This is a genomic window from Yoonia sp. R78084 (assembly GCF_044595625.1).
Taxonomy (GTDB): Bacteria; Pseudomonadota; Alphaproteobacteria; order Rhodobacterales; family Rhodobacteraceae; genus Yoonia.
Genome location: NZ_CP138993.1, coordinates 1 through 24,617 on the forward strand (window position 1 = coordinate 1; position 24,617 = coordinate 24,617).

The following is a 24,617-nucleotide window of genomic DNA, read 5'->3' on the forward strand; positions in this document are numbered from 1 at the left end:
CGAAAAAAGGGGTTGCGGGTATCTTCGAGTAACCGTAGAACCCCCTTCACCGGCGGCGCAGAGATGCGGCGGCGGGGCGCCAGACGGGCTTACGGGCGACGAGGCGGGAAGAAAAAACAGAGATAATGCAGGCTGGGCGCGCCAAGGACTTTAGGGCGCATCTGGTGGTTTTTGTCTCTACGCTGTTTGAAATTGATATATCTGAAGAGATATGTGGGCGGTTTGGTTCAGTTCGATGGATCAGACGTCTGTATATCAACGCTCTTAGGGTTTCGGTCCGATGATAGAGTGTCAGCTTCACTGTTTGGCGGCTTCTGGTAACTTTGGTTACTGAAGCACAACAAACAGAGAAACGCCATTTGGTTTCAGTAAGGCCAAGTGGTGATGTGCAGAGGTTCGAACGTCAAGGATTGCATTGTAAGATGCATTCAACTTGAGAGTTTGATCCTGGCTCAGAACGAACGCTGGCGGCAGGCCTAACACATGCAAGTCGAGCGCACTCTTCGGAGTGAGCGGCGGACGGGTTAGTAACGCGTGGGAACATACCCTTTTCTACGGAATAGCCTCGGGAAACTGAGAGTAATACCGTATACGCCCTTCGGGGGAAAGATTTATCGGAGAAGGATTGGCCCGCGTTTGATTAGATAGTTGGTGGGGTAATGGCCTACCAAGTCTACGATCAATAGCTGGTTTGAGAGGATGATCAGCAACACTGGGACTGAGACACGGCCCAAACTCCTACGGGAGGCAGCAGTGGGGAATCTTAGACAATGGGCGCAAGCCTGATCTAGCCATGCCGCGTGAGTGACGAAGGCCTTAGGGTCGTAAAGCTCTTTCGCCAGAGATGATAATGACAGTATCTGGTAAAGAAACCCCGGCTAACTCCGTGCCAGCAGCCGCGGTAATACGGAGGGGGTTAGCGTTGTTCGGAATTACTGGGCGTAAAGCGTACGTAGGCGGATTAGAAAGTAGGGGGTGAAATCCCAGGGCTCAACCCTGGAACTGCCTCCTAAACTACTAGTCTAGAGTTCGAGAGAGGTGAGTGGAATTCCAAGTGTAGAGGTGAAATTCGTAGATATTTGGAGGAACACCAGTGGCGAAGGCGGCTCACTGGCTCGATACTGACGCTGAGGTACGAAAGTGTGGGGAGCAAACAGGATTAGATACCCTGGTAGTCCACACCGTAAACGATGAATGCCAGACGTCGGGGGGCTTGCCCTTCGGTGTCACACCTAACGGATTAAGCATTCCGCCTGGGGAGTACGGTCGCAAGATTAAAACTCAAAGGAATTGACGGGGGCCCGCACAAGCGGTGGAGCATGTGGTTTAATTCGAAGCAACGCGCAGAACCTTACCAACCCTTGACATCCTCGGACCGGCAGAGAGATCTGTTTTCCACTTCGGTGGCCGAGTGACAGGTGCTGCATGGCTGTCGTCAGCTCGTGTCGTGAGATGTTCGGTTAAGTCCGGCAACGAGCGCAACCCACATCCTTAGTTGCCAGCAGTTCGGCTGGGCACTCTAGGGAAACTGCCCGTGATAAGCGGGAGGAAGGTGTGGATGACGTCAAGTCCTCATGGCCCTTACGGGTTGGGCTACACACGTGCTACAATGGCATCTACAGTGAGTTAATCTCCAAAAGATGTCTCAGTTCGGATTGGGGTCTGCAACTCGACCCCATGAAGTCGGAATCGCTAGTAATCGCGTAACAGCATGACGCGGTGAATACGTTCCCGGGCCTTGTACACACCGCCCGTCACACCATGGGAGTTGGTTCTACCCGACGACGCTGCGCTAACCCTTCGGGGAGGCAGGCGGCCACGGTAGGATCAGCGACTGGGGTGAAGTCGTAACAAGGTAGCCGTAGGGGAACCTGCGGCTGGATCACCTCCTTTCTAAGGATGTTCCTAGCAAGTTCGAAAGTTCGCTTTCGGACCTCGTGGAACACTTAGCAGCCGGCAAACAAAGCCGGCATATCAGGCACTTCCTGTTCCTTGGAAGTGACCTAGAGCCAGGCCGTCCTCATATCTCTTCAGTTTGTTCCACCGTGAGTGGGACGCACCTAATGGGGCGTTAGCTCAGCTGGGAGAGCACCTGCTTTGCAAGCAGGGGGTCATCGGTTCGATCCCGATACGCTCCACCATGCGTAACCCTTTGGGTTACGGACCTTGATGGGTCGGTAGCTCAGGTGGTTAGAGCGCACGCCTGATAAGCGTGAGGTCGGAGGTTCAAGTCCTCCTCGACCCACCATCAACTTCAAATAGGCCAGTTAGACCGTTAAGCAGCGTTGCTGTTTTGCCGTCCAACTGGACGACTTGATCTTCGGATCATTGACATCGTTTAGAGAGATACAAAACATCAGAATAGATGGTTGTCCGCGTGAGGATGACCGGCTGCTTTTGCAGCAAGTCTATTTTGTTCCAAGTCAAGTACACTAACCGGAGTAGTAGTAATACTACTCGAACAGTGTTTGTTGCGAACCAGCGGCAAGCACTGCAATGTATGCATTTTGATTAAGGGCCCATTTGATTTACAAAAGGGTGGGCCCACAGAAGCAGTCTGACTGTTTCTGGATCAAATCAAGCGCGAAAAGGGCGTTTGGTGGATGCCTTGGCAGTAAGAGGCGATGAAAGACGTGATACTCTGCGATAAGCCATGGGGAGCTGAGAATAAGCTTTGATCCATGGATTTCTGAATGGGGCAACCCACCTGATACTTTGTTATTATTGCACTTCGGTGCAGCTAATAATGAGGTAAACCAGGTATTTTTAACCTGAATACATAGGGTTAAAAAAGCAAACCCGGGGAACTGAAACATCTAAGTACCCGGAGGAAAGGAAATCAATAGATACTCCCCTAGTAGCGGCGAGCGAACGGGGACCAGCCGAGCCATGAGTGTGAATAGAATGTGTTGGAAAGCACAACCATAGTGGGTGACAGTCCCGTATATGAAGCATGATTGGACGTATTAAGTAGGGCGGAACACGTGAAATTCTGTCTGAACATCGGAGGACCACCTTCGAAGGCTAAGTACTCCTTACTGACCGATAGCGAACCAGTACCGTGAGGGAAAGGTGAAAAGCACCCCGACGAGGGGAGTGAAACAGTACCTGAAACCGAACGCCTACAATCAGTTGGAGGGCCCATGCGGCCTGACAGCGTACCTTTTGTATAATGGGTCATCGACTTAGTGTATCTAGCAAGCTTAAGCCGTTAGGTGTAGGCGCAGCGAAAGCAAGTCTTAATAGGGCGACTGAGTTAGATGCATTAGACCCGAAACCGAGTGATCTAGGCATGTCCAGGATGAAGGTAAGGTAACACTTACTGGAGGTCCGAACCCACACCTGTTGAAAAAGGTCGGGATGAGGTGTGCCTAGGGGTGAAAGGCCAATCAAACTCGGAGATAGCTGGTTCTCTGCGAAATCTATTTAGGTAGAGCGTCGGACGAATACCCTCGGGGGTAGAGCACTGAATGGGTAATGGGGGCCCACAGCCTTACTGATCCTAATCAAACTCCGAATACCGAGGAGTACTATCCGGCAGACACACAGCGGGTGCTAACGTCCGTTGTGGAGAGGGAAACAACCCTGACCTACGACTAAGGCCCCTAATTCATGGCTAAGTGGGAAAGCAGGTGGGACGACCAAAACAACCAGGAGGTTGGCTTAGAAGCAGCCATCCTTTAAAGATAGCGTAACAGCTCACTGGTCTAAATAAGTTGTCCTGCGGCGAAGATGTAACGGGGCTCAAGCCATGAGCCGAAGTCTAGGATGCACATAGTGCATGGTAGCAGAGCGTAGTGTGACATAATTCCATGCGTCCTTAACCGCCTCGGCGGTATTGGACGCAAGGAATTTTCTGTGAAGCCGGCCTGTGAGGGATCCGGTGGAGAGATCACTAGTGAGAATGATGACATGAGTAGCGACAAAGGGAGTGAGAGACTCCCTCGCCGAAAGTCCAAGGGTTCCTGCTTAAAGCTAATCTGAGCAGGGTAAGCCGACCCCTAAGGCGAGGCCGAAAGGCGTAGTCGATGGGAACCAGGTTAATATTCCTGGGCCAGGAGGATGTGACGGATCTCGAAGGTTGTTTTCCCTTATCGGATTGGGAAGGCTGCTGAGAGGTTCCTGGAAATAGCCCTCCGCTAGATCGTACCCTAAACCGACACAGGTGGACTGGTAGAGAATACCAAGGCGCTTGAGAGAACCACATTTAAGGAACTCGGCAAAATACCTCCGTAAGTTCGCGAGAAGGAGGCCCGTTCAGAAGGCAACTTTTGGGCGGGGGCACAAACCAGGGGGTGGCGACTGTTTACTAAAAACACAGGGCTCTGCGAAGTCGCAAGACGACGTATAGGGTCTGACGCCTGCCCGGTGCCTGAAGGTTAAAAGGAGGAGTGCAAGCTCCGAATTGAAGCCCAGGTAAACGGCGGCCGTAACTATAACGGTCCTAAGGTAGCGAAATTCCTTGTCGGGTAAGTTCCGACCTGCACGAATGGCGTAACGACTTCCCCGCTGTCTCAAATGTGGACTCAGCGAAATTGAATTTCCTGTCAAGATGCAGGATACCCGCGGTTAGACGGAAAGACCCCATGCACCTTTACTATAGCTTCGCATTGGCATCAGGCACAGTATGTGCAGGATAGGTGGTAGGCTTTGAAGCAGGGACGCCAGTCTCTGTGGAGCCTCCCTTGAGATACCACCCTTATTCTGCTTGATGTCTAACCGCGGCCCGTTATCCGGGTCCGGGACCCTGCGTGGTGGGTAGTTTGACTGGGGCGGTCGCCTCCCAAATTGTAACGGAGGCGCGCGAAGGTTGGCTCAGAGCGGTCGGAAATCGCTCGTTGAGTGCAATGGCAGAAGCCAGCCTGACTGCGAGACTGACAAGTCGAGCAGAGTCGAAAGACGGCCATAGTGATCCGGTGGTCCCGAGTGGAAGGGCCATCGCTCAACGGATAAAAGGTACGCTGGGGATAACAGGCTGATGGTGCCCAAGAGTCCATATCGACGGCACCGTTTGGCACCTCGATGTCGGCTCATCTCATCCTGGGGCTGGAGCAGGTCCCAAGGGTACGGCTGTTCGCCGTTTAAAGAGGTACGTGAGCTGGGTTTAGAACGTCGTGAGACAGTTCGGTCCCTATCTTCCGTGGGTGTAGGATATTTGAGAAGAGTTGCCCCTAGTACGAGAGGACCGGGGTGAACGATCCACTGGTGGATCTGTTGTCGTGCCAACGGCAGTGCAGAGTAGCTATGATCGGACAGGATAACCGCTGAAGGCATCTAAGCGGGAAGCCCCCTTCAAAACAAGATATCCCTGAGAGCCGAGGTAGACCACCTCGTCGATAGGCCAGAGATGTAAGCGGTGTAAGCCGTTCAGTTGACTGGTACTAATTGCTCGATAGGCTTGATTTGATCCAGTAATAGGTAGACTGGAAAAAATCAAAGTTCATACACACACAATCATCAGTATACGATGATCAAGGAACAACACGGTCGTGAAAACAACCAGCTGATGTTTTGTGCTTCTTTTTTGGTTTGGTGATCATAGCGCGAGCAAAACACCCGATCCCATCCCGAACTCGGCAGTTAAGTGCCGCAGCGCTGATGGTACTGCGTCTTAAGACGTGGGAGAGTAAGTCATTGCCAAACCTAATAAGAAGCACAATATCTCTCTAACGATGCACCTCAACACAATCAGAGGTGCGCCAATGCGCGGGATGTAGCAGACCGCCTGTGCGACAAACTCTTCTCAAGAGTTTGATTAACACAAACGCCTCGTCAGGATCACCTGATCAGGAACTGCAACACGGTAGCGCGGGATGGAGCAGCCCGGTAGCTCGTCAGGCTCATAACCTGAAGGTCGTAGGTTCAAATCCTACTCCCGCAACCAAATCTTACCAAACAAAATCAATATGTTAATGGCCACCCTCGGGTGGCAGCTTGCATTCGCAAAACAGCGCTGCATGTAATGTGGAAGAAGGCAAAACTCACGACAGTGCTATGCAGGCGTCCGCACCGCGACGATTAGCGGAGGCGGCTGATGACCTCAGGCCTGCCGCTTCAACAAAGCAGCATAAACGAAACACGCCAAGTGATGATCTCACACAGGACGTGGCCGTCGGATTGCCTCTGGCCAGATGGCAAGTGAGTAAAAAGTAGTCGAAAGAGGCTGTGGTGTAGTTATTTTAGGCAAAATGACTTCGATCATCTGTCATCTACCCCGACAGCTTGATTGTTCTCAACGGTTGAGGCTCATTTAACCGGCAGGGCGTTTAGGGTTCCGAGGCAGTCTATCAATTGCCGGTCTGGTCCGAGAAACACCACCGATGCGGCAAACTCCGCAACGGCACACGGCGGGAAAAAATCCCGGGAGGTTACTGCGCAGGTTTTGTACGCGTCCTCATATGTGTTCCGCCATTGCGACTTGACCGTTTCCGAAATCCTTGGCGGGACTTTGAAGAGGGACTGCCATGACCATCAGAAAAGTACTTTCTACTGCCGCCATTTGTGCTGCACTTTCCATCAACGCAACGATGCCCAGCTACGCCCAAGAGAAAACAGAATTCAGACTTGCTTGGTCAATTTATGTGGGCTGGATGCCTTGGGGTTATCTGGAAGACAGCGGCATTATGGATAAGTGGGCCGACAAATACGGCATCACGGTCGATATCGTTCAGATCAACGACTACGTTGAGTCCATAAACCAGTATACCGCTGGGGCATTTGACGGCGTAACTGCAACTAATATGGATACACTATCGATCCCATCCGGTGGTGGCGTCGACACCACAGCATTAATCATTGGCGATTATTCAAATGGCAATGATGCCGTCATTCTGAAAGGTGAGGGCACGCTCACCGATTTGGCCGGCAAGCCTGTGAACCTCGTCGAGCTATCCGTATCCCACTACCTGCTGGCCCGCGGACTTGATACGGTCGGCCTGTCCGAAGCTGATTTGGACGGTGTGATCAACACATCGGATGCGGACATGATCGCGGCCTACGCAACCGCCGATGTTCAGGCGGTCGTCACGTGGAACCCGCTGGTGTCCGAAATCGTCGGCAGCAACCCCGATGCAAATGTTCTCTTCGACAGTTCCCAAATTCCAGGTGAAATCCTTGATATGATGGTGGTGAATACACAAACGCTGACTGACAATCCTGACTTCGGCAAGGCGGTTGTCGGCGCATGGTACGAAGTAATGGCCTTAATGGCTGCAGGTGATGAAGACGCTTTGACTGCAATGGCCGAAGCCTCCGGTACCGATTTGGCCGGTTATATGGCCCAGCTCGAGGCCACCGAGATGTTCTTTGATCCCGCCGCTGCTGTTGCGCAGGCGACGTCTCCTGACTTGCCCGAAACGATGACAACTATTGCCGAATTCCTGTTCGACAAAGGTATCCTTGGCGTCGGCGCGCCCAGTGCGGATTTTGTCGGCATCGCGTATCCAGGTGGTGTGGTCACGGGTGATGGCAACAACATCACACTGCGGTTTGATGCGACCTACATGCAGATGGCCGCCGCCGGCGAACTCTAAGGTCCCGGGGTGCGCCAGATTGGTGCGCCCTTTCAGCCAATTGCTTCAGCCAACTGTCCACAGGAGCGACCGATGAGACTGATCAACCGGATCCCGTCCAGACCGCTGGCTGTTGCGCTTGCGGTACTGCCGTTTGTCTTGGCATTGATCGCCTATTCTATCGCGTCAGACCTGCGCCTTTCGGTGAACCCACAAGACAAACTGCTGCCTGCTATCAGCATGATCAGTGAAACAGCGCTGCGGGTATTCACAGAACCCGACCGTAGAACGGGCGACATCCTCTTATGGCTAGATACGGGTGCATCGTTGATGCGCTTGGCGCTCGGTGTCGGGATTGCCGCGGCGATATCGCTTGTCTTGGGTATGTTGATTGGCCTGTTGCCTCTCATACGCTCTTGCTTGTCGGGTTTTGTTGCGGTGCTGTCGATGATCCCACCGCTTGCGGTGCTACCGATCTTGTTTATAGTTTTCGGCTTGGGTGAAGTATCCAAGGTCGTATTGATCGTCATCGGGATTACCCCGTTCATGACCCGCGACTTGTCCCAACGAGTCCTTGAAATCCCCACTGAACAACTCATTAAGGCTCAAACGATTGGTGCTTCCTCATTGGTTATCGCCTTGAGAGTGGCACTCCCGCAAATCCTGCCGCGCCTGTTGTCCAATGTGCGTCTGTCGCTTGGCTCCGCGTGGTTGTTCCTGATCGCAGCCGAGGCAGTCGCATCTGACGTAGGGCTGGGCTACCGGATATTTCTGGTGCGACGTTACCTCGCTATGGATATTATCCTGACCTACGTGATCTGGATCACGTTGCTGGCGTTTCTCATTGACTGGTCTCTCAAAACAGTGTCGCGCAAGTCATTTCCTTGGATGGAGGCAGGGTTATGAGCTTTGTTGACGTCCGCGATATCTGGCAGGCATATGGTGACCGCTCTATCATCGAACGGGTTAACCTCAGCGCCGCTGAAGGAGAGTTTATCTCGATCGTTGGGGCGTCGGGATGTGGCAAGTCTACGTTTCTGCGGCTGCTGTTGGCGCAAGAACGGCCCACGCGTGGTACGATCTCTATTGACGGGGGTGCCCCTGCCGTTGAACCCAATTTGGAACGCGGCGTCGTTTTTCAAAGGTATTCGGTCTTCCCCCATCTGACCGTCCGCCAGAATATCGTGGCGGGAACAGGGTTTTCGACAAGGTTCGGGATGCTGTTCGGCGCAGCCAAGCGCCAGGCCCAAAACGCCGCCGACGAAATGCTCGCGAGGATTGGGCTGAACCATGTAGCCGACCACTATCCCGCATCTCTTTCCGGCGGCATGCAGCAACGGCTTGCTATCGGGCAGGCGATGGCTGCCAAGCCAAGGGTCTTGCTTCTTGATGAACCCTTTGGTGCCCTTGATCCAGGCACGCGGTTACAAATGCATGATTTCTTGATGGAACTCAGAGCCGAGACAAACATGACCGTCTTTATGGTGACCCATGATCTTGAAGAAGGGTTCAAGCTCGGTGACCGTGTTCTGGTTTTCGACAAGCCACGTTGGGACCCTCATGATCCGGGTGCCTACGGGGCCACCATTACCTACGATTTCGACGCGCGAGGCGGCGGGATACCGTTTCAGGATATCCTGAAACGCCAGCCCTCCCTTGCCGCCGGATAAAGTCACTGTGCGCGCCGCTGGGCTCCGCGTGCAGGGTGTCATCAAAGCCCAGAAAAGACGCCTCATCGAGGCATGCCGACAGGAAATACATGATGTTTTGGAACTTGGACAAAAGACGATCACATCACCCGCGCGATCTCGCAGAGCGGATCAATGCCACGCAAAAGCGCGCCCACCATCCCGACCTGACCAAGCTGGCAGGTTGGAAAGCGATGCAAAAAGAAGGCGAGATCCCAGAAGGCCGCTTGGAGGAAGAGCGTCGCTGGGCTTTGCGCATGGGTCTGACAGGTGCTGATGCCATCGAGGACAAGTCAATTCCGACGTTTGCACGCGGTGAGCTGCCCCATTTTGCCGGCATCAACACATTTCTTAAAGCGCCTTATGCAGAGGATGTTTTGGAGGTTGCAAATTATGACGCCACCGTGCTTGGGATCCCGTTTGATGGCGGCACGACATACCGTCCGGGAACGCGGTTCGGACCTCAGGGCGTGCGTAAAATCTCGGCGCTGTATACGCCCTATAACTACGAATTGGGTGTTGATTTACGCGAACAGATGACACTATGTGACGCGGGTGATGTGTTTACGATCCCTGCCAATATCGAAAAATCCTTTGATCAAATCAGCCGTGGTGTGAGCCATGTCTTCAGCTCCGGGTCTTTGCCGATCATGATCGGTGGCGACCATTCGATCGGTTTCCCCTGTGTGAGAGGCATCGCAGAATGCACGTCCAAACGCATCGGTATCGTGCATTTTGACCGCCACGCCGACATTCAGGAAAAAGATCTCGATGAACGGATGCACACGACACCATGGTTCCATTCCACTAATTTGCCCAATGTGCCTGCGACGAACCTTGTCCAGATCGGCATTGGTGGCTGGCAGGTCCCGCGCGAAGCGGTGAAGGTTGCGCGCGAACGCAACACCAACATCATCACGATGGGTGACGTTGAAAAGATGGGCATCGACAAGACGATTGAAATGGCGCTGGAGATGGCGTGGAAAGATGTGGATATGGTCTATCTGTCCTTTGACATTGACAGCATTGATTGTGGCTTTGTACCGGGTACGGGTTGGCCGGAACCGGGTGGGTTCCTCCCGCGTGAAGCTTTGGCCCTCGCATCAGGCATTGCCGCCGAGGGGATATGCGGCATGGAATTGGTCGAAGTCTCCCCGCCCTATGACACGTCGGATATCACCGCGCTGATGGGTACGCGGGTGATTGTGGATGTGCTTGGCTCGATGGTGGCGAACGGCAAACTAGGTGCCCACAAACGCCATATCGACAAACCTGTGTCCCACCCGCATGGCGAATTCGAAGGCAAACGCTGGTCCAATCCTGCCCCCCATAAGGTAGGTGAATGATGCCCCATGATCACGCTTACGACCATCATCATCACGGCCAAGGTCACAACCACGCCCAAGGGGATCACCTGCATTCCCATTTGCATGAAGAGGATGAGGCCGCCGATGTTCAGGTTCTCGCCGCCCAGTTTATCGACGGCTTTGTACAGGCTAAGGATAAGGCCAGCTATCTGAAACTGTCCGGAGTGCCTTTTGAACGTGCATCTCGCAGCGGTACAAAGTCACTCAAGCTTATAGATGTTGAATTAAAGACAGAATGGCAGGTTGGAACGGCCTCACCGTCATTCGGCTCGCGCGAGTTGTCCTATCTGCCTTTTCCGGGCCAGATGATCAGTGAACGCACCAACATGTCCCTTGTCTACGTTTCGATAGATGAGAAATCGGTCCTCGATATTCGGGAATTTTTGCTCATGAAGAAGAAGGAAATTGACACATGATGAAAGCGTTTGCCGGCCTTGTTGGCCTCATCACCGCGACACCCGCACTGGCGCATCCAGCGCAGACGCATGCGTGGTCACATGAGGCCGAAGCCGCAGTGGGCGTTTTGCTGGTGATCTTGGCCGCAATTGCTGTGAAAATGCGCAACCGTGGAGAATGAATGCTTGCGATACGGAGTGCGCACAACGAAGAGTGGTCCGTATCTGCAATCAAGTGCTTTCCCAATAGTCAGACAACGCAATGTGCGGATGGACTTTGCATGATGTGAAGCTTGCAAATTCCAGAGACAGGCAACGCGCTTTGTCCCCAAGAATACCTTGTGGTTGAAAAAGCAAATGGCGCCTCTGCTGAGGCGCCACACTTAGATGACTTGCGGCTGTGCCAAATCCCTGCCTTTGGAGAGGTCAGAAATCCGGATGGGCTGGTCGCTAGCCGCCTTGGTTGCCGTTAGATGTTGAATTACCGGGGCCAGCGGTGCCACCTTGTGTTCCGTCCGGATTATAATCGGCTGTTGCTCCGGCGTTCTCAGCATTGTTGTTCGTTGCAGAACCGCCTGGTGCAACATCATCCCCATTGCCCCAGCCGTTGTCACCCTTTGGCCTGAATGGTGTGCATTCCCAGACCAGCGTATAGGGGTCTTGTTCGACATCAATGGGTAGGTCTTCCCCCTCGGTTGCGGAGGTACACAATTCACCGTTGGCATAGCTGGCTGTCGCGAAACCGAGTAAAGAGATCGTAAAAATCCCTGTCATCACACTCTTAAATTTCTTCATATCGAGGCTCCTTTATCACGGCACTCTCTCGAAATCATGGGCAGCACTCTGATCGGCAACATATGCAGATCCCGTGAGTGGCGTTTGAGCGGGCCCACTTTCGAAACAATAATGAAGAAAGTATAAATCCTTGTACGTGAATGGCTCTTGAATGGGTCGTTTGCGTGCATTCATGTCAATGGCATGGCATGGCATGGCATGGCATGGCATGGCATGCACGCGGTGCTTTGCATTACGTTGATGAAGCCTGCAAACGGGACGACCAATTTGCGGAAGGTAACAAATTCAATCCGACCCCGCGTGCCTGCGCAATGTCACCACAAATCTTGCACCGCCAAGCTGTACGGATCGTTGGACTTCTATGGCCCCCTGATAAGCAATCACCAGATCAGATGCGATGGCCAAGCCAAGACCTGTTCCGGGCTTTGATTCATCAAGTCTTTGCCCACTGACAAATGCCAGATCCCCACCGCCTTCCGCCATGCCTGGGCCATCGTCCTCGACGATGATACGAATCTGGTATGGTGTTGCGTCGGCAGTGAGTTGGATCACAGTCTCTGACCATTTCAGCGCATTATCGAGCAGATTTCCGATGATCTCTTCAAAGTCGATCTGGTTGATTTTGGCGTGAAGATCAGGAGGAACATCTGTGATCACTTCGCGTCCCGTGCGTTTTGCGAGTGCGCTAAAGGCACGCCCCAGCCTTGACAGGCTCACATTCAGATCAGTTGATGACCCTTCGAGTGCACTATCTTGCGTCGCTTTCATGCGGGCAAATGACCGTTTAAGTTGCGCATCAAGTCGATCAAGCGCATTAATGCCCTTTTGCACCTGTAGGCCTGCTTGCTGCATTTCAAAAAGCTCGTTGCGCAAGACCGCCGAAGGCGTTTTCAGCGCGTGCGCCAGATCCACCGTCTGGCGTCGAGACCGGCTGACGATCTCTCTGTTGCGATCCAGTAGCGTGTTGATGTCAGTGACGAGCGCTTGTACTTCCTGCGGATAGCTTTCGACGGGCAATTGTCCTTCATGGTCCTTGCGTGCGATGACATCCTTTCGCAACTGAGACAGAGGTCTCAGCGTAAATATCACAAGCAAAAAAGCGCCCGCAACGGCCAGAAGGCCGACCAGTGCAAACGATACATTCAAACGCTGACGTAGGCCTGCCTGATCAGCCTCCAGTGCTTCGGTGGACGAGGCGACAGTGACCAACCAAACCGCGCCATCATCAAGGGTCATCTGGCGTGACAAGGCACGCAAGTTCTGCCCCGCTGGCCCTTCGACACCCGTGATAACCGGATTGATTGCAGGTGATGTGCTAACAGGCAGCAAGGAGTCCGCGAGCGAGCGGGATACCACGATGCCACCATCCTCATTGATGGCTTGCCAATAGTTCCCCGAGAATGGCCGCTGATAGACAGGGTCGTCTAGCTGATCGAGCATCGCTTCGCTCGCACCGCCAGTGTTGGCCAGCGCAACGACAGCTTGCGTGTGCCGTGCCGCAAGCTGTTCATCAAAGCGCGATAAAGTAAGATCTTCGAGGTAGTTTCCGACTGCATTAGTGCCTGCCAGCACAACAACAGTTGCCCAAATCGCGCCGCCGGCGACAGCCCGTTGGCGAAGTGATCTCACGCGACCAGCTGGATCGAATACCCGCGACCACGTTCTGTTTCGATAAGGTCATTCCCCAGCTTCTTGCGAAGGCGGGTCACAAAAACAGCGATTGTGTTGGAATCGCGGTCATCGCCGTATTCGTAAATATGCTCTGACAGTTCGGTCATTGAGACAGGGCGGTTCGCGTTGTGAAACAGGTAGGACAGAACCGCCGCTTCAGGGGCTGTCAGCGTGACGGGCATGCCGTTGAGGCTTACCCTGCCGCTTCTGCTGTCAAACCTGACTCCGTTTTTCTGGAACACGGGATTTCGCTGAACGGAATTCCTGCGCAAGAGCGCGCGCGTGCGGGCGATGAATTCAGGTATATGGAATGGTTTGGTCAGATAGTCATCGGCACCTGCGTCAAGCCCGTCAACGCGGTCTGCCCAGCCGTCACGTGCTGTGAGAATAAGAATTGGAATGTTGCTGCCGTCGTCGCGCCACGCCTTAAGGATGGTAATGCCGTCCTGGACCGGCAGCCCAAGATCAAGCACAATCAGGTCATAGGGTTCTGTCTCACCCAGAAACTTGGCTTCTTCGCCATCCGACGCCAAATCGATCGCATGCCCTTCGTTCGAAAGCGCATGTTTGATCTGTTCGGACAGCTCGATATCGTCTTCTGCAACCAATATGCGCATGGGAAATCCTTAGGTCGCGATAATGGCAAAAATTGGACTGCAGATAAACAGGTTATCTTTCGCGTCCATTGCCCCGATCACCTGAATTACCACCGCCGCCACCAGAGTTCCCGCGGTCACCGGAATTCCCGCGATCACCGGAATTGCCGCGGTTGCCGGAATTCCCCCGATTGCCCGCGTTTGCGTTTGCGTTCGCCTGTGCGTTCGCATTTGCGCTGGATGGCAGACTTGATCCGCCGTTCGTTGATTTCGCCGCGGCTGCAACGGCCTCACCCATCTCGCTTGTATGCGAAATACGTTCCCCCTGAACGCCGTTGTAGAGCAGTTCAATAACTGATCCGTCATCACGCTGCACAAGCAAACGATAGGTCATGCGGCCATTGGAAAGAAAACCGCGAATATCGATAACGACACCGCCAAAATCCGAAACCGCCGTTGATGCGATCGTTTCGGCACGCAGAATTTGTTCCTGCTGGACCAGTTGGCGCAATTGACCCTGCGATAGTTCCGTCACTTCAGCTGCAGCGCCAAATGGCACTAACGCGAGGATCGACGCGAATATCGCTGATCTCAAGGTGATCGGAATTTCCAGCAAAGGCTTTCTTCCAGTATCCAAAACTAACCGCGCGCACACACCATACGGGCATTCGTGCGATCATCCAGATCTCGTATGACACTTTCAACACTGGGGAAAGGCAGCTTGCGGGCTTTTGGTGCTGACTCAGACACGATCTTATCGTTCTCGTGGAGTTCTTCAGTCATATGGCCGCGCAAAATCAAGATATTTGTCTCAGACATGTCTTTAACTTTCATCACTGCAGTGAATTGGAATCGGTCAACAAATAACTCGTACAGCGTAAAATTTTACATGGCCGCTATGAACCTTTTCAAAACCACGTATTCACGTGCGGTTCATGTTGTCAGGTTCCTGAAACCTGCATGCGTGACGGCGTCTCACGAAAAATGCCCCGTTTGATTTTGACATAATCGCCGCCAAACAGGCGCAGATATGCGCTTTCCCCTTATCCTGACAGGATCACATGAACCCAGACAAACGACCCATTCAGCGACCGTTCATTTTGCTTCGCTTACCAACTCAGGCGAATCATGCAGAAAGGAAAAGCAAATGATGCGTAAGACACACCTGAAGACGAAGGTTCTTTGCATTGCAGCCATGTTGTGCATGACGAGTGCGACGGTTTTTACAACATCAGCTACCCCGGCCTTTGCGGAGCGTGGAGGGAACGGGCAGGGCAATGGCCGCTCCAACGACGCGCGCGGCAATCAAAGCGAAAGAGGCAATGGCGCCAGTAACCGGCCGGCGTCCGGTAACAATGGTCGGGGCCACCTTGCCCGTGAACTTGGCAACCTGAATGCCGCACATGCCAACCCGAATGCGCTTGCCAATGCATCGCCAAACAGCATGCCCGGTAAGCTCTACATCTATAAAATGGCGCAAGAGGATTTTGCGGCGGTTGTTGCGATCCAAGATGAAAAATATGAGGATCTTCAGGACCTGCTTGAACTGTCGGAAGAAGAAATTGAAGCCGCATTCCCGGAAGGCGGGTATGAAGAAGCTGTGACAGCGGCCGCAACTGCCTATGAAATGGCGAGGCTTGCTGCAGTAGATGCGCAGGAGGCTGCCGGTGACAGCCTCGCCGTTCTGACAGATGGTCGTGAGCTTTCAGAATCCGCCTTGGCAGAGTTGTGGCGCCTTCTCGGCCTTTAAGGCACTATTTTGAAATAGAAACACTGTGGCGGCTGAGGGTAATAGCTCTTGGCCGCTATTAGTTGTCCAGTCGGAATGTCTGTTCTCAACGTTTGGCGGGCGATATGGCGCTTACTTCGCCCATGGCGGACCTCTCGGAGCGCGTCCGACCATTTGCATGCTGCGATGGATACTGTTCATGCAGCGCCCTGATCAATTTCCGGTACGTCGCACGGTGCCTGTTGCGCACGTTTACACCGACAAATACTGATTGATCTATGTTTGGCGCATCGACAACTCTCTGGCAGATGCCTGATGCAATCAACGCTTTGGCCGAATGTTCCAGCACATAGGCTGATCCCGACAGTGACGTCAAAAGGTCGACCATCGCGGCATTCTGGCCGATCGACAGCGAGACATGCGTCAGGTCTGGCAAGAGTGCGGCATGCGCATTTGCAAAGGTTGCCGAGTAGTTTGCCAGAATGTAGTTTTCCTTGTCGACGTGGGCCAAAGTATCGCCTTGGGTCGAGACCATGACGTAACGCACTTCTCCGAGTGTCTCGAAGTACAGGTCGGGCTGAATCTGAGGTGAATATAATATTGCTATATCCTGACGCCCAATGATCAAATCAGAACACATTTGACTGGAATAATCCGCCTCTAGCAAAAAGGCGGTCTGGGGCAGGATCTCGCGAAGACGTCCGATCAGCCTCTTGATTTCGATTCCTACCAGATCGTGCTGGAGCCCGATCCGCATCGTGACACCTGCAAGCGCGGTATCTTGTGCGGCATTTTTGGCCGTCACCCAATCGTGGCGGAGACTGCGGGCGTGCGGTTCAAATCGCAGACCTTGGGTCGTCAAGGCCGTGCCCGAGCGAGAGCGCTGAAACAGTTTCACCCCCACAGATGCCTCAAGCGAACGCACCCGCCCTGAAACGGTTGACTGCGTCACACCCAAACGCTCTGCGGTGCGGTTGAAACTCTTTGTCTCGCAAAGATCGAGGAAGGTATCGATCAATTCTATCTGCATCTTTTACATCCTGCCCTAATCGGTAAATCCGATCAATAATAACCGGATAGGCAGATTGCGCGATTTGTGAACTGGGAGAATACTCGATCCAGTTCCAGGGAGGCGTGAGCATGTTGGACATAGAGAAAAGAAAAGGGCGCACCGGTGGGCGTGCAGCACGCGTTGCCCTGCGCAGCGCCCCTTTGGCCGAGAATTTGCGGCCTGTCCGCGCAGGCCTTCCGGGCGGACAATATAAACCTCTGACGGATGCAGAGGTTCTGCGTATCCACCATGCGGCGCTTGATGCTTTGGAGCAGATCGGTCTGTCACAGGCCCCGCCCTCCGGTGTCGAAATCCTTACAAAAGCGGGCGCGATCCTGGGCGATGACGGACGCATCCGTTTTCCACGCGCATTGGTCGAGGACATGCTGGCCAAAGCTGCGCGGAATATCACCTTGCATGGTCGTGACCCACAATACGACCTGCACCTGACGGGCACGAATGTTCATTTTGGCACGGCAGGTGCTGCGGTGCATGTTGTTGACCTTGCAACCAACACGTATCGCGACAGTACCGCGCAAGACCTGCATGATGCGGCCAAGATTACCCACGCATTGGACAACGTGCATTTCTTCCAGCGCGCGATGGTGGCGCGGGATATCTCTGACAATCTCGAAATGGATCTGAACACGATCTATGCCTGCTGTTCAGGCACGACCAAACACGTCGGCACATCTTTTGATGATCCAAGCCATGTTGCACCGTCAATCGAACTCTTGCACCGGATCGCAGGCGGCGAAGAAGCATGGCGTGCGCGCCCCTTTGTTTCGAACTCGAACTGTTTTGTCGTCCCGCCGATGAAATTCGCCGAAGAAAGCTGCCGTTCCATGGAGGCCTGCATTCGCGCGGGCATGCCGGTGCTTTTGCTGTCCGCGGGGCAAGCGGGCGCAACAGCGCCTGCGCCGATCGCCCTTGCGATCGTTCAGGCGGTTGCCGAATGTCTTGCTGGCGTCGTCTATGTAAACGCGATGGCACCCGGTCATCCGGCGGTCTTTGGCACGTGGCCATTTGTCTCTGACCTGCGCACGGGGGCGATGTCGGGTGGTTCGGCAGAGCAGGCCCTTTTGACGGCGGGCTGCGCCCAAATGCACCGGTTCTATGACATCCCCGGGGGTGCGGCGGCGGGCATATCGGATTCGAAACTCCCTGATATGCAGGCCGGATGGGAGACAGGTATCACCAACGTGCTGGCCGGTCTTTCGGGCCTGAACATGGTCTATGAGGCCGTGGGCATGCATGCCTCATTGCTGGGGTTCTGTCTGGAGTCGCTGGTGCTTGGCGATGATGTGCTGGGGCAGGTTCTGCGCACTGTCCGTGGCATTGACGTGACCGAAGACAGCACGTCAATCGAGGCGATGAAGGCCGTCTGTCTGGGTGGTCCGGGGCATTATCTTGGCTCTGACCAAACGCTTGCCTTGATGCAGACGGAATACATCTATCCCACCTTGGGCAACCGGATGAGCCCGAAGGAATGGAACGAAGCCAACCGTCCCATGCTGCTTGATCAGGCCATTGCCCGAAAGAATGACATCCTCAGCAAAGCGCAAATCCAGATCGACCCTGCGGTCGATGCGGCGATCCGCGCTGACTATAATATCTACTTCAAGTAAGGGGCTTTCATGCACTACGGATATATCGGCCAAGGCAATCTTGGGGCAAATTGCGCGGCCTGTTTGCTGCGCGCGGGTGTGGATGTGACCGTCACAGATATCAATCGTGCCGCCGCTGAACCCGCTATCGCCTTGGGTGCCAAATGGGCCGACAGCCCCGCAGAACTTGCAGGCTCGGTTGATCACGTGATCACCTGTCTGCCTTCGCCGGCCGTCTCTGATGCGGTCGCGGCCCAGATGCTTCCCGTGATGAAAGAGGGCGCGCATTGGATCGAAATGTCGACCTTGGGCCGTGACGAAGTGCTGGCCTTTGCGGCGAAAGCGGCAGCACATGATGTGCGGATGATGGAACTGCCTGTTACCGGCGGTGTGCATCTGGCCGCGCAGGGCAACATCACCATGCTGGCCGGTGGCGGCAAGGATATGTTCGAGACCCATCTGCCTGCGCTGAAGGCGATGGGTAATGAGGTGTTCCATATGGGCCCGCTTGGGTCGGCGTCGATCATCAAGGTGATCACCAATATGCTGGCCTTTATCCACCTCAAAGCCTGCGGTGAGGCGCTGATGCTGGCCAAACGCGGCGGGCTTGATCTGGGGCAGGCGTGGCATGCGATCAAGGCCTCGTCCGGCACATCATTCGTGCATGAAACCGAAGGTGCGCTGGTCCTGAACGGGTCCTATGACGTGGCCTTCAATATTGATCTGGCGCTGAAGGACTTGGGGTTCGCGATGGGCTTTGGCCGCGAATTCGAAGTGCCGCTTGAACTGGCGGCGGCGACCGAACAAACATATGTCGCGGCGCGCGCGGCCTATGGCGGAGACGCCCAATCGCCGATGATCGTGAAGCTGCTGGAAGACCTGCTCGACACCGATTTGCGGGCTGATGGGTTCCCGGCGCGGCTGACCTAGGCGCTGGCCTCGGCAAAGAAAGGCAGCCACGCCAAAAGCACTTTGTCGGGATGTTGCTCGGCCAGATAGTGACCGCCGGGCAGTGCCCAGCCACGCACGTTCGCAGCCCGCTCTTGCCAAAGGGCGAGACAGTCAAAATGTGCCTCGATTGCGCCGTCCTTACCCCATAGCGCCAACAGCGGCATTTGCAGCTTTGTCGGGTCGGCATCATCATGTGCGATGTCGATGGTTGCCGCGGCACGGTAATCCTCACAGGCGCCGTGGATCGCCTCGGGTTTGGAGAAACAGGTCAGGTATTCATCCAGCGCCTGCTGTACGAAAGGCGACAGTCCCGCAGAACCCGCACCGCATTTCTTGAGCCAGAAAAAGGCAGGGTCAGCACCGATCAGATTTTCCGGAAACGGATGTGGCAGTGTCAGCCAGTACCAATGCCAATAGGTATGCGCAAAGGCGCTGCCTGCGTCGCGGTACATCTCGCGCGTGGGTGCGATGTCCAGCACAGAGAGCGCGACCACCCGTTCGGGATGGTCCGCTGCCAAACGATGGGCCACACGGCCTCCGCGATCATGCGCGCCGATCAGAAAGCGATCATGACCCAAATGGTCCATCAGCGCCAGGATATCGCCCGCCATCGCGCGTTTGGCGTAAGGGCTGTGCTTCGCGTCTGTTGTCGGTTTTAACGACCGGCCATAGCCCCGCAGGTCAGGGCATATGACCTGATAGGTCTCCGCCAGAACAGGCGCTATCGCGTGCCACATGGCAGAGGTCTGGGGATAGCCATGCAGCAGCACCAGCGGGGGTCCGTTGCCAGCGATGCGGTAAAAGATATCGCCCTCGGTTGTGGCCAGAGTACGCTCTTCAAACCCGTCGAAGAAATGCGGCGCGGCGGGGGCTGCTGCGGCTGCAGGGTGCATTACGCAAATATCCGTTGCCAGGATGCCTGCATCGCCCCAAAGCGTTCCGCTTCATAAGCGATCAATGCGACATGACCATCATAAAGAGCCAGCGCTGCGGAATTGCCATCATCAAAGGCACCATCCAGACAAATCAACTGGGCGGCTTCCTCACCACGCAGCGTTTTCTTGTGCGCTTCGCGGAATGCTTCGACCTGCGTGCTCCAGATGGCCTGTAGCGCTGCGAAATCCCCCTCTTTTGCAACGATCTCGCCGTCGCAGATGTGGAGTACGGATGAAAACGCGGGGGCGTTCACCGTCAGGAATTGTTCCATGGGTGGCTTGGGGGTGCTGTCCACTTCGGCCAGTGCGACGTCCCAAAGTTCGGCCAAACCAAGGGCGGAAACGCCGCGTTCGCCGCTGTTTCCAAAGGGTTCGGAAGGCAGGCTACGGACTGTCATGTTTTCCGCTTTGCCGCAGAGTTCTTCCAGAAGGTCATGCGCAGCCTGAACAACATCGGGATCTTCGCGTGACAAGACCTGACCGATGACATCCGCATCGGATTTTGGCGAAACACTCAGGATTCCGCGCATACGACGACCTGCCGCTATAATCCGGATGGATTTGCCGCCACAGCGAAAAGCAAGGCAGCGCTCAAGCACGGTATCATCGACCTCGCGCAGGATCGCGGCCACCGGGGACGGCGATCCGCCCTCCGAAATCATGCGCGCGCCTGTTTCATCCACGACTTCCCGTGCAGACAAAACAGCGAGTTTTTGTGCCAAAGCGTTCAATTCGCTCATAAGCCAGTTTCCAGCTCTCGGTTATGTGTTTTCATTCACCGCTACTGATGCGGTCAAGGCATGCACAAGCATCAGCTACAAACCTATCTGCATCCATCTTTGGGCCGCAGATACAACAAAGAACATCATTCGGTTCATTTTCTGCACGCAAAAAGACGCGCAACTGCGACGTACTCGCAACAGAGGCCATCCCGCTTGGCTTGTCCGCCAATGCCGGCTTGCCATTTGCTCCCAACAATAATGCAGCCTCTTCACACAGGGCATCCAGCGCCTCACGCCGCAAATTTGAACTTGAGTCTGTTACGAGGATCATTTTCGTCGAGAGATCTGCGAAGGCAACCGCAGTGCAGCCTTCAAATTTCTCACGCAAAGCATCCAACTCATCAACAACCATCTGCAGCTCGCTTCCTAACTACGCATGGCTATGAGTACGGCAAATGTGACGATTGTGGAAGGGCTGCAAAAAACCGTGCTGCATCAGGATGAACGCAGGATCCGGTCGACAGAGGATAAAGGTTCTTCCGCTGTGGTCTCTGCGGGTGCACGTTCCCGTGATGAACGGCCACTGTCCGGTGCGCGCTGCACCCGGCGCGGCATCACCGGCGCAACGACGGGCGCAGGTATGTCACTCAGGCTGTCCATGTTATAGAGCGGCAACTCGGTGCGTGCAGTAAGCGCTGTCAGCCGCTCGATCACATCAATCAGATGGGCGGTAAAGGGGCCTGCGCCACTGGCATCCCACCGGTCATAGTCTTCACCTGCTTGAATGGCGTGCAAGAGCGAGACAGGGAAAATCGCACCAAACTGTCCTTGGGTTTCACGGGTCACGCGTTTGACCACGCGACTACGGTCTTTTTCGGTGTTCAGCTTGTCAAACCGCGTGATCAGCAGGATTGAGTTTTCGCGGACAGCTTGCGGCATGTCTTCCCAAACGGCTGCCTCGGATTGGCGCCACGCTTGTGTTGCATGTGTGCACCAGATCACGGCGTCCACTTCAGGCAGCATCCGCTCCCAGACAGAGGATGACATGTTGGGGTCCGAAATGCCCGGAAAGTCGATAAGGTCACAGACTTCAAGAATGTCGGCTTCCAGAAACAGGCGGATGCTGCGGGTTTGCTCGACAGGGATGTTTTCAAGCTCTGCGAGGGTGACAGGTTCTTTCGATCCATCAACATCAATGCGGTAGGGCGCGCGCGTGCCATAAGAAATCCAGACAGGGGACAAGCGTGTCGCGGTTACTTTCTCAGGTAACGGACGCTGGCCCATCAGCAGGTTCGAGAGCGTACTTTTACCGGCGCTGAACTCCCCCATCAAAGCGATGCGTGGTTTGCGGCGACCGCCGGAATTTGTTTCACCAACACTCATTTATCAACTCCCACTGCGAGCAGAGGTTTTGTTTCGCTCAGCTCTTCGAAGATATAGTCGAAAAGCTCATCGCGTTCCTGCTGGGCAGTAATACCGAAAATGTCTTCCAAATCGTCAATTGCGATCTCGGATTTGCTACTGATGTCTTCAAGAATGGCGCGCTGTTCGGCGTGGAACTCACGCAGTTCAGACTGCGCACGCGCACGGATATCATCGGCTTGCCGAACTTTCAGTTCATCAACGATCGGGGCTGTTTCCGCTTCGATCAGGTCGTAGAACCCGCTTGCAAAAGCGCGGTATCCCTTGCGGCGTTTCCACCACCCCTTCCACCATGATGTTTGCAGGTCCAATGCAATGGTCTGGCCAAGAGACACGGGCGCAGGGATCTCGGGTGGGGCAGGCGGCGTAATCGTGAAGTTCTCGACATCGACACCGAATGCAGACCGATACGTATCTGCAAGATCACCGGCAGCGGCGGCATAGACGTCTTGGCAACTGGCGGTCACATTGCGCCGCATCACCTGATAGCTGGTGCGCAGCAACATGCGCAGGCCATCAGGGCTATACTGCCAGATCTCTTCCTCACCCTTGGTTTCCAGATGCTGAAGCAAAGATTCCAGCGCGCGATCCAGAAAGCGTTTGTGCGATTGGTCAACGCGTGATCCGAACTGCGAAAACGCAATGTCCAGCCGCTCATCGAGGGCCTTCATGCTTGCGGCTTCCAACGTATCAAGGTGGGCCGAAAGCCTTTCGCTCGACATGACTTCGACGGTGTCACCATCCAGACGCATCGATACGACTGCGTTGGACGCGCGCACACCGCCCACAAGGTTGAGCGCGCGCTTGCGTGATGCGGACAGGATTTCAGCACCGGGGCCTTCCGAAATACGTTCGGACAGCGCGCGATAAAGTTCGGGGATACCGGAAAGATGCCAGACAAGCTCTTTGGTTTCCATGCTGGCGGTTTCCGCACTCAGCGCGGCCTCGGCCCAGTTGAACATGGCCTCGGCGCTGTCGGCAACAATATCATCAAGGTCTTCTGACAAGGCCATATTGGCCCAATAGGCGCTGCCGAAAATAACCTCGGGGTTCTCTGGTCCGTTATTGTCGGCCAGCGTCTGCAAAATGCTGTCGCGGATTTCCGGAACCTGTGCGCCAGGATCAGACAGTTCGTCGATCCGGTTTACAAAGATGACGACCTCGCGCGCCTTCACGTTCGAGATCAGACGGATCAGCCCCATATCCATCGAACTAAGCGCCTGATGGGCGGACAGGACAACAACGCAGATACGGCTATCGCGCAGTGCATTGATGGTAATCTGTTCCCGCATCATGAATGTATCATTCACGCCCGGCGTATCGCGCAGACAGATCGACATCGGGATCGAGTCCGCGTTCAGATACAGGTCAGCGGATTTTGTAATATCGGCAAAGCGGCCCTGCTGGTCTTCTTCTTCGAGATCCTCGAAATCGTCGCCCATGCAGACATAGCGCTGCACCAATTCGTCGCTCAACTCGGCGTAGCTGTGTTTTTGTCCCAACAAAAGTTCGAACTTGCGACCAAGGCGCTGCCTTGTCTTTTCACGCATTTCGGCAATTTGTTGACGCACTTTCTCAAGCTCTTCGTCAGCACCGGCACGTTCAGACAATTCGCCGATTCGGCCGCCGTTCTCGACAAGGTGATCCCATTCACCTTGACTGAAGAACTGAAAGGTTGCCGTTGGCGCATCATCCGGCAAGGGCGTGTTGAGGTGAAGCGAAGTCACAACTGACGTCCATGGGTTTACATCCGCAGGCAACAGGTCGGGCCGGCCAACCATGGCATTCACCAAAGACGTCTTACCCGACTTGATTTGGCCGATCATGGTAATGCTTGGCTCAAAAGCGCGTAACTGTTTGATAAGTTTAGAAGCTTTCTTTTCAGCGTCCTGGCCGCCAAGCTTTACGACATCCGCAAGCGTCGCTTCGAGGTCGACAACCTCATCGTGGAAGCGGTCCATCTTCTCCAGCCCAAGGCGCATGAAGGGGAGCTGCTCCGGCGGGATTGCTAGACCATCCCCATTTGCGACCTCTTCCATCTTCATCCTTGTCCGTCCTTAACAAATTGATCGTACCACAGCTTTGCGCGGTCCCGCTCGTCGCTAAATAGCAAGAAAAGCACCGTCTTTATTGCCATAATGGAAACAGATCCGCACGGCAAAAGTATGGCGCTTAGC

At 54.6% G+C, this 24,617-nt stretch carries 20 protein-coding genes, 3 tRNA genes, 3 rRNA genes and 1 riboswitch; of the genes, 15 read left to right on the top strand and 11 right to left on the bottom strand.

Annotated features, from left to right (window positions below):
- Nucleotides 1-429 precede the first annotated feature (429 nt).
- The 12 genes from SJY29_RS00005 to SJY29_RS00060 all read left to right on the top strand — a co-directional run bounded on the left by SJY29_RS00005 (nucleotide 430) and on the right by SJY29_RS00060 (nucleotide 11,143).
- Nucleotides 430-1,893: ribosomal RNA gene (locus SJY29_RS00005) — 16S ribosomal RNA — on the top strand.
- Nucleotides 1,894-2,065: 172 nt separating this feature from the next.
- Nucleotides 2,066-2,141 (top strand) — tRNA-Ala (locus tag SJY29_RS00010).
- Nucleotides 2,142-2,171: 30 nt separating this feature from the next.
- Nucleotides 2,172-2,248, top strand: a tRNA-Ile gene (locus SJY29_RS00015).
- 327 nt (nucleotides 2,249-2,575) lie between these two features.
- Nucleotides 2,576-5,406 (top strand): 23S ribosomal RNA (locus tag SJY29_RS00020).
- A gap of 122 nt (nucleotides 5,407-5,528) precedes the next feature.
- Nucleotides 5,529-5,643: ribosomal RNA gene (rrf, locus tag SJY29_RS00025) — 5S ribosomal RNA — on the top strand.
- Together the 16S, 23S and 5S rRNA genes with 3 tRNA genes alongside form the textbook arrangement of a ribosomal RNA operon.
- Nucleotides 5,644-5,807: 164 nt before the next feature.
- Nucleotides 5,808-5,884 (top strand) — tRNA-Met (locus SJY29_RS00030).
- 371 nt (nucleotides 5,885-6,255) lie between these two features.
- Nucleotides 6,256-6,369, top strand: a riboswitch (guanidine-I (ykkC/yxkD leader).
- Nucleotides 6,370-6,464: 95 nt separating this feature from the next.
- Nucleotides 6,465-7,532 carry a putative urea ABC transporter substrate-binding protein gene (locus tag SJY29_RS00035; RefSeq protein WP_400085323.1) on the top strand — a complete coding sequence of 356 codons (1,068 nt, stop codon included), beginning with the start codon at nucleotides 6,465-6,467 and terminating at the stop codon, nucleotides 7,530-7,532.
- Nucleotides 7,533-7,541: 9 nt separating this feature from the next.
- Nucleotides 7,542-8,417, top strand: coding sequence for an ABC transporter permease (locus SJY29_RS00040; protein WP_400085326.1), 876 nt, complete (start codon nucleotides 7,542-7,544; stop codon nucleotides 8,415-8,417).
- Nucleotides 8,414-9,181, top strand: a complete 768-nt coding sequence (locus SJY29_RS00045; protein WP_400085329.1) for an ABC transporter ATP-binding protein — start codon at nucleotides 8,414-8,416, stop codon at nucleotides 9,179-9,181. Before SJY29_RS00040 ends, SJY29_RS00045 begins: the two co-directional genes overlap by 4 nt.
- Nucleotides 9,182-9,270: 89 nt before the next feature.
- Nucleotides 9,271-10,545, top strand: a complete 1,275-nt coding sequence (locus SJY29_RS00050) for an agmatinase family protein (RefSeq protein ID WP_400085332.1) — start codon at nucleotides 9,271-9,273, stop codon at nucleotides 10,543-10,545.
- Nucleotides 10,542-10,982: a hypothetical protein gene (locus tag SJY29_RS00055; protein WP_400085335.1), complete on the top strand. Its 441-nt coding sequence runs from the start codon at nucleotides 10,542-10,544 to the stop codon at nucleotides 10,980-10,982. Before SJY29_RS00050 ends, SJY29_RS00055 begins: the two co-directional genes overlap by 4 nt.
- Nucleotides 10,979-11,143 (top strand): hypothetical protein, encoded by a 165-nt coding sequence (locus SJY29_RS00060; protein ID WP_400085338.1) that lies wholly within the window; start codon nucleotides 10,979-10,981, stop codon nucleotides 11,141-11,143. Before SJY29_RS00055 ends, SJY29_RS00060 begins: the two co-directional genes overlap by 4 nt.
- A 268-nt stretch (nucleotides 11,144-11,411) precedes the next feature.
- Here the strand turns inward: SJY29_RS00060 and SJY29_RS00065 are convergent, their stop codons facing one another.
- The 5 genes from SJY29_RS00065 to SJY29_RS00085 all read right to left on the bottom strand — a co-directional run bounded on the left by SJY29_RS00065 (nucleotide 11,412) and on the right by SJY29_RS00085 (nucleotide 14,857).
- Nucleotides 11,412-11,756 carry a hypothetical protein gene (locus tag SJY29_RS00065; RefSeq protein ID WP_400085340.1) on the bottom strand — a complete coding sequence of 115 codons (345 nt, stop codon included), beginning with the start codon at nucleotides 11,754-11,756 and terminating at the stop codon, nucleotides 11,412-11,414.
- A gap of 285 nt (nucleotides 11,757-12,041) precedes the next feature.
- Nucleotides 12,042-13,385, bottom strand: coding sequence for an ATP-binding protein (locus SJY29_RS00070; RefSeq protein ID WP_400085343.1), 1,344 nt, complete (start codon nucleotides 13,383-13,385; stop codon nucleotides 12,042-12,044).
- The gene (locus tag SJY29_RS00075) at nucleotides 13,382-14,044 is read right to left on the bottom strand and encodes a response regulator transcription factor (protein ID WP_400085345.1); all 663 of its coding nucleotides are present in this window, start codon (nucleotides 14,042-14,044) and stop codon (nucleotides 13,382-13,384) included. Before SJY29_RS00075 ends, SJY29_RS00070 begins: the two co-directional genes overlap by 4 nt.
- Before the next feature lie 52 nt (nucleotides 14,045-14,096).
- On the bottom strand, nucleotides 14,097-14,618 hold the full coding sequence (locus tag SJY29_RS00080) for a PepSY domain-containing protein (RefSeq protein ID WP_400085347.1): 522 nt from the start codon (nucleotides 14,616-14,618) through the stop codon (nucleotides 14,097-14,099).
- A 44-nt stretch (nucleotides 14,619-14,662) separates the two neighbouring features.
- Nucleotides 14,663-14,857 carry a hypothetical protein gene (locus SJY29_RS00085; protein ID WP_400085349.1) on the bottom strand — a complete coding sequence of 65 codons (195 nt, stop codon included), beginning with the start codon at nucleotides 14,855-14,857 and terminating at the stop codon, nucleotides 14,663-14,665.
- A 313-nt stretch (nucleotides 14,858-15,170) separates the two neighbouring features.
- On the opposite strand from SJY29_RS00085, the gene SJY29_RS00090 reads away from it, so the two are divergent.
- On the top strand, nucleotides 15,171-15,773 hold the full coding sequence (locus tag SJY29_RS00090; protein ID WP_400085352.1) for a hypothetical protein: 603 nt from the start codon (nucleotides 15,171-15,173) through the stop codon (nucleotides 15,771-15,773).
- An 85-nt stretch (nucleotides 15,774-15,858) separates the two neighbouring features.
- Here SJY29_RS00090 and SJY29_RS00095 read toward each other — a convergent pair whose 3' ends face one another.
- Entirely contained in the window at nucleotides 15,859-16,782 is a 924-nt protein-coding gene (locus SJY29_RS00095; RefSeq protein WP_400085355.1) for a LysR family transcriptional regulator, read from the bottom strand.
- A 110-nt stretch (nucleotides 16,783-16,892) separates the two neighbouring features.
- Here SJY29_RS00095 and SJY29_RS00100 point away from each other — a divergent pair, with 110 nt between their 5' ends.
- Nucleotides 16,893-18,431 (top strand): trimethylamine methyltransferase family protein, encoded by a 1,539-nt coding sequence (locus SJY29_RS00100; RefSeq protein ID WP_110279497.1) that lies wholly within the window; start codon nucleotides 16,893-16,895, stop codon nucleotides 18,429-18,431.
- Between the two features lie 9 nt (nucleotides 18,432-18,440).
- Nucleotides 18,441-19,340, top strand: coding sequence for an NAD(P)-dependent oxidoreductase (locus tag SJY29_RS00105; RefSeq protein WP_400085358.1), 900 nt, complete (start codon nucleotides 18,441-18,443; stop codon nucleotides 19,338-19,340).
- Here the strand turns inward: SJY29_RS00105 and SJY29_RS00110 are convergent.
- From SJY29_RS00110 to SJY29_RS00130, 5 genes are all read right to left on the bottom strand, one after another.
- Entirely contained in the window at nucleotides 19,337-20,254 is a 918-nt protein-coding gene (locus SJY29_RS00110) for an alpha/beta fold hydrolase (RefSeq protein ID WP_400085361.1), read from the bottom strand. The two genes, SJY29_RS00105 and SJY29_RS00110, sit on opposite strands and share 4 nt — an antisense overlap.
- Entirely contained in the window at nucleotides 20,254-21,036 is a 783-nt protein-coding gene (locus SJY29_RS00115; RefSeq protein ID WP_400085363.1) for a hypothetical protein, read from the bottom strand. The genes SJY29_RS00110 and SJY29_RS00115 overlap by 1 nt, the downstream gene beginning before the upstream one ends.
- A 31-nt stretch (nucleotides 21,037-21,067) precedes the next feature.
- Nucleotides 21,068-21,430 carry a hypothetical protein gene (locus tag SJY29_RS00120; protein WP_110279501.1) on the bottom strand — a complete coding sequence of 121 codons (363 nt, stop codon included), beginning with the start codon at nucleotides 21,428-21,430 and terminating at the stop codon, nucleotides 21,068-21,070.
- Nucleotides 21,431-21,513: 83 nt separating this feature from the next.
- Nucleotides 21,514-22,401: a dynamin family protein gene (locus SJY29_RS00125; protein ID WP_400085366.1), complete on the bottom strand. Its 888-nt coding sequence runs from the start codon at nucleotides 22,399-22,401 to the stop codon at nucleotides 21,514-21,516.
- Entirely contained in the window at nucleotides 22,398-24,485 is a 2,088-nt protein-coding gene (locus tag SJY29_RS00130) for a dynamin family protein (RefSeq protein ID WP_110279503.1), read from the bottom strand. Before SJY29_RS00130 ends, SJY29_RS00125 begins: the two co-directional genes overlap by 4 nt.
- Between the last annotated feature and the right edge of the window lie 132 nt (nucleotides 24,486-24,617).

Excerpts from the sequence above, each read along its gene's own strand:
- SJY29_RS00085 (WP_400085349.1), bottom strand. The coding sequence starts at position 14,857 with ATGAAAGTTAAAGACATGTCTGAGACAAATATCTTGATTTTGCGCGGC.
- SJY29_RS00110 (WP_400085361.1), bottom strand. The coding sequence starts at position 20,254 with ATGCACCCTGCAGCCGCAGCAGCCCCCGCCGCGCCGCATTTCTTCGAC.
- SJY29_RS00130 (WP_110279503.1), bottom strand. The coding sequence starts at position 24,485 with ATGAAGATGGAAGAGGTCGCAAATGGGGATGGTCTAGCAATCCCGCCG.
- SJY29_RS00115 (WP_400085363.1), bottom strand. The coding sequence starts at position 21,036 with ATGAGCGAATTGAACGCTTTGGCACAAAAACTCGCTGTTTTGTCTGCA.
- SJY29_RS00050 (WP_400085332.1), top strand. The coding sequence starts at position 9,271 with ATGATGTTTTGGAACTTGGACAAAAGACGATCACATCACCCGCGCGAT.
- SJY29_RS00035 (WP_400085323.1), top strand. The coding sequence starts at position 6,465 with ATGACCATCAGAAAAGTACTTTCTACTGCCGCCATTTGTGCTGCACTT.
- SJY29_RS00095 (WP_400085355.1), bottom strand. The coding sequence starts at position 16,782 with ATGCAGATAGAATTGATCGATACCTTCCTCGATCTTTGCGAGACAAAG.
- SJY29_RS00055 (WP_400085335.1), top strand. The coding sequence starts at position 10,542 with ATGATGCCCCATGATCACGCTTACGACCATCATCATCACGGCCAAGGT.
- SJY29_RS00120 (WP_110279501.1), bottom strand. The coding sequence starts at position 21,430 with ATGGTTGTTGATGAGTTGGATGCTTTGCGTGAGAAATTTGAAGGCTGC.
- SJY29_RS00100 (WP_110279497.1), top strand. The coding sequence starts at position 16,893 with ATGTTGGACATAGAGAAAAGAAAAGGGCGCACCGGTGGGCGTGCAGCA.
- SJY29_RS00060 (WP_400085338.1), top strand. The coding sequence starts at position 10,979 with ATGATGAAAGCGTTTGCCGGCCTTGTTGGCCTCATCACCGCGACACCC.
- SJY29_RS00105 (WP_400085358.1), top strand. The coding sequence starts at position 18,441 with ATGCACTACGGATATATCGGCCAAGGCAATCTTGGGGCAAATTGCGCG.
- SJY29_RS00075 (WP_400085345.1), bottom strand. The coding sequence starts at position 14,044 with ATGCGCATATTGGTTGCAGAAGACGATATCGAGCTGTCCGAACAGATC.
- SJY29_RS00045 (WP_400085329.1), top strand. The coding sequence starts at position 8,414 with ATGAGCTTTGTTGACGTCCGCGATATCTGGCAGGCATATGGTGACCGC.
- SJY29_RS00090 (WP_400085352.1), top strand. The coding sequence starts at position 15,171 with ATGATGCGTAAGACACACCTGAAGACGAAGGTTCTTTGCATTGCAGCC.
- SJY29_RS00125 (WP_400085366.1), bottom strand. The coding sequence starts at position 22,401 with ATGAGTGTTGGTGAAACAAATTCCGGCGGTCGCCGCAAACCACGCATC.
- SJY29_RS00065 (WP_400085340.1), bottom strand. The coding sequence starts at position 11,756 with ATGAAGAAATTTAAGAGTGTGATGACAGGGATTTTTACGATCTCTTTA.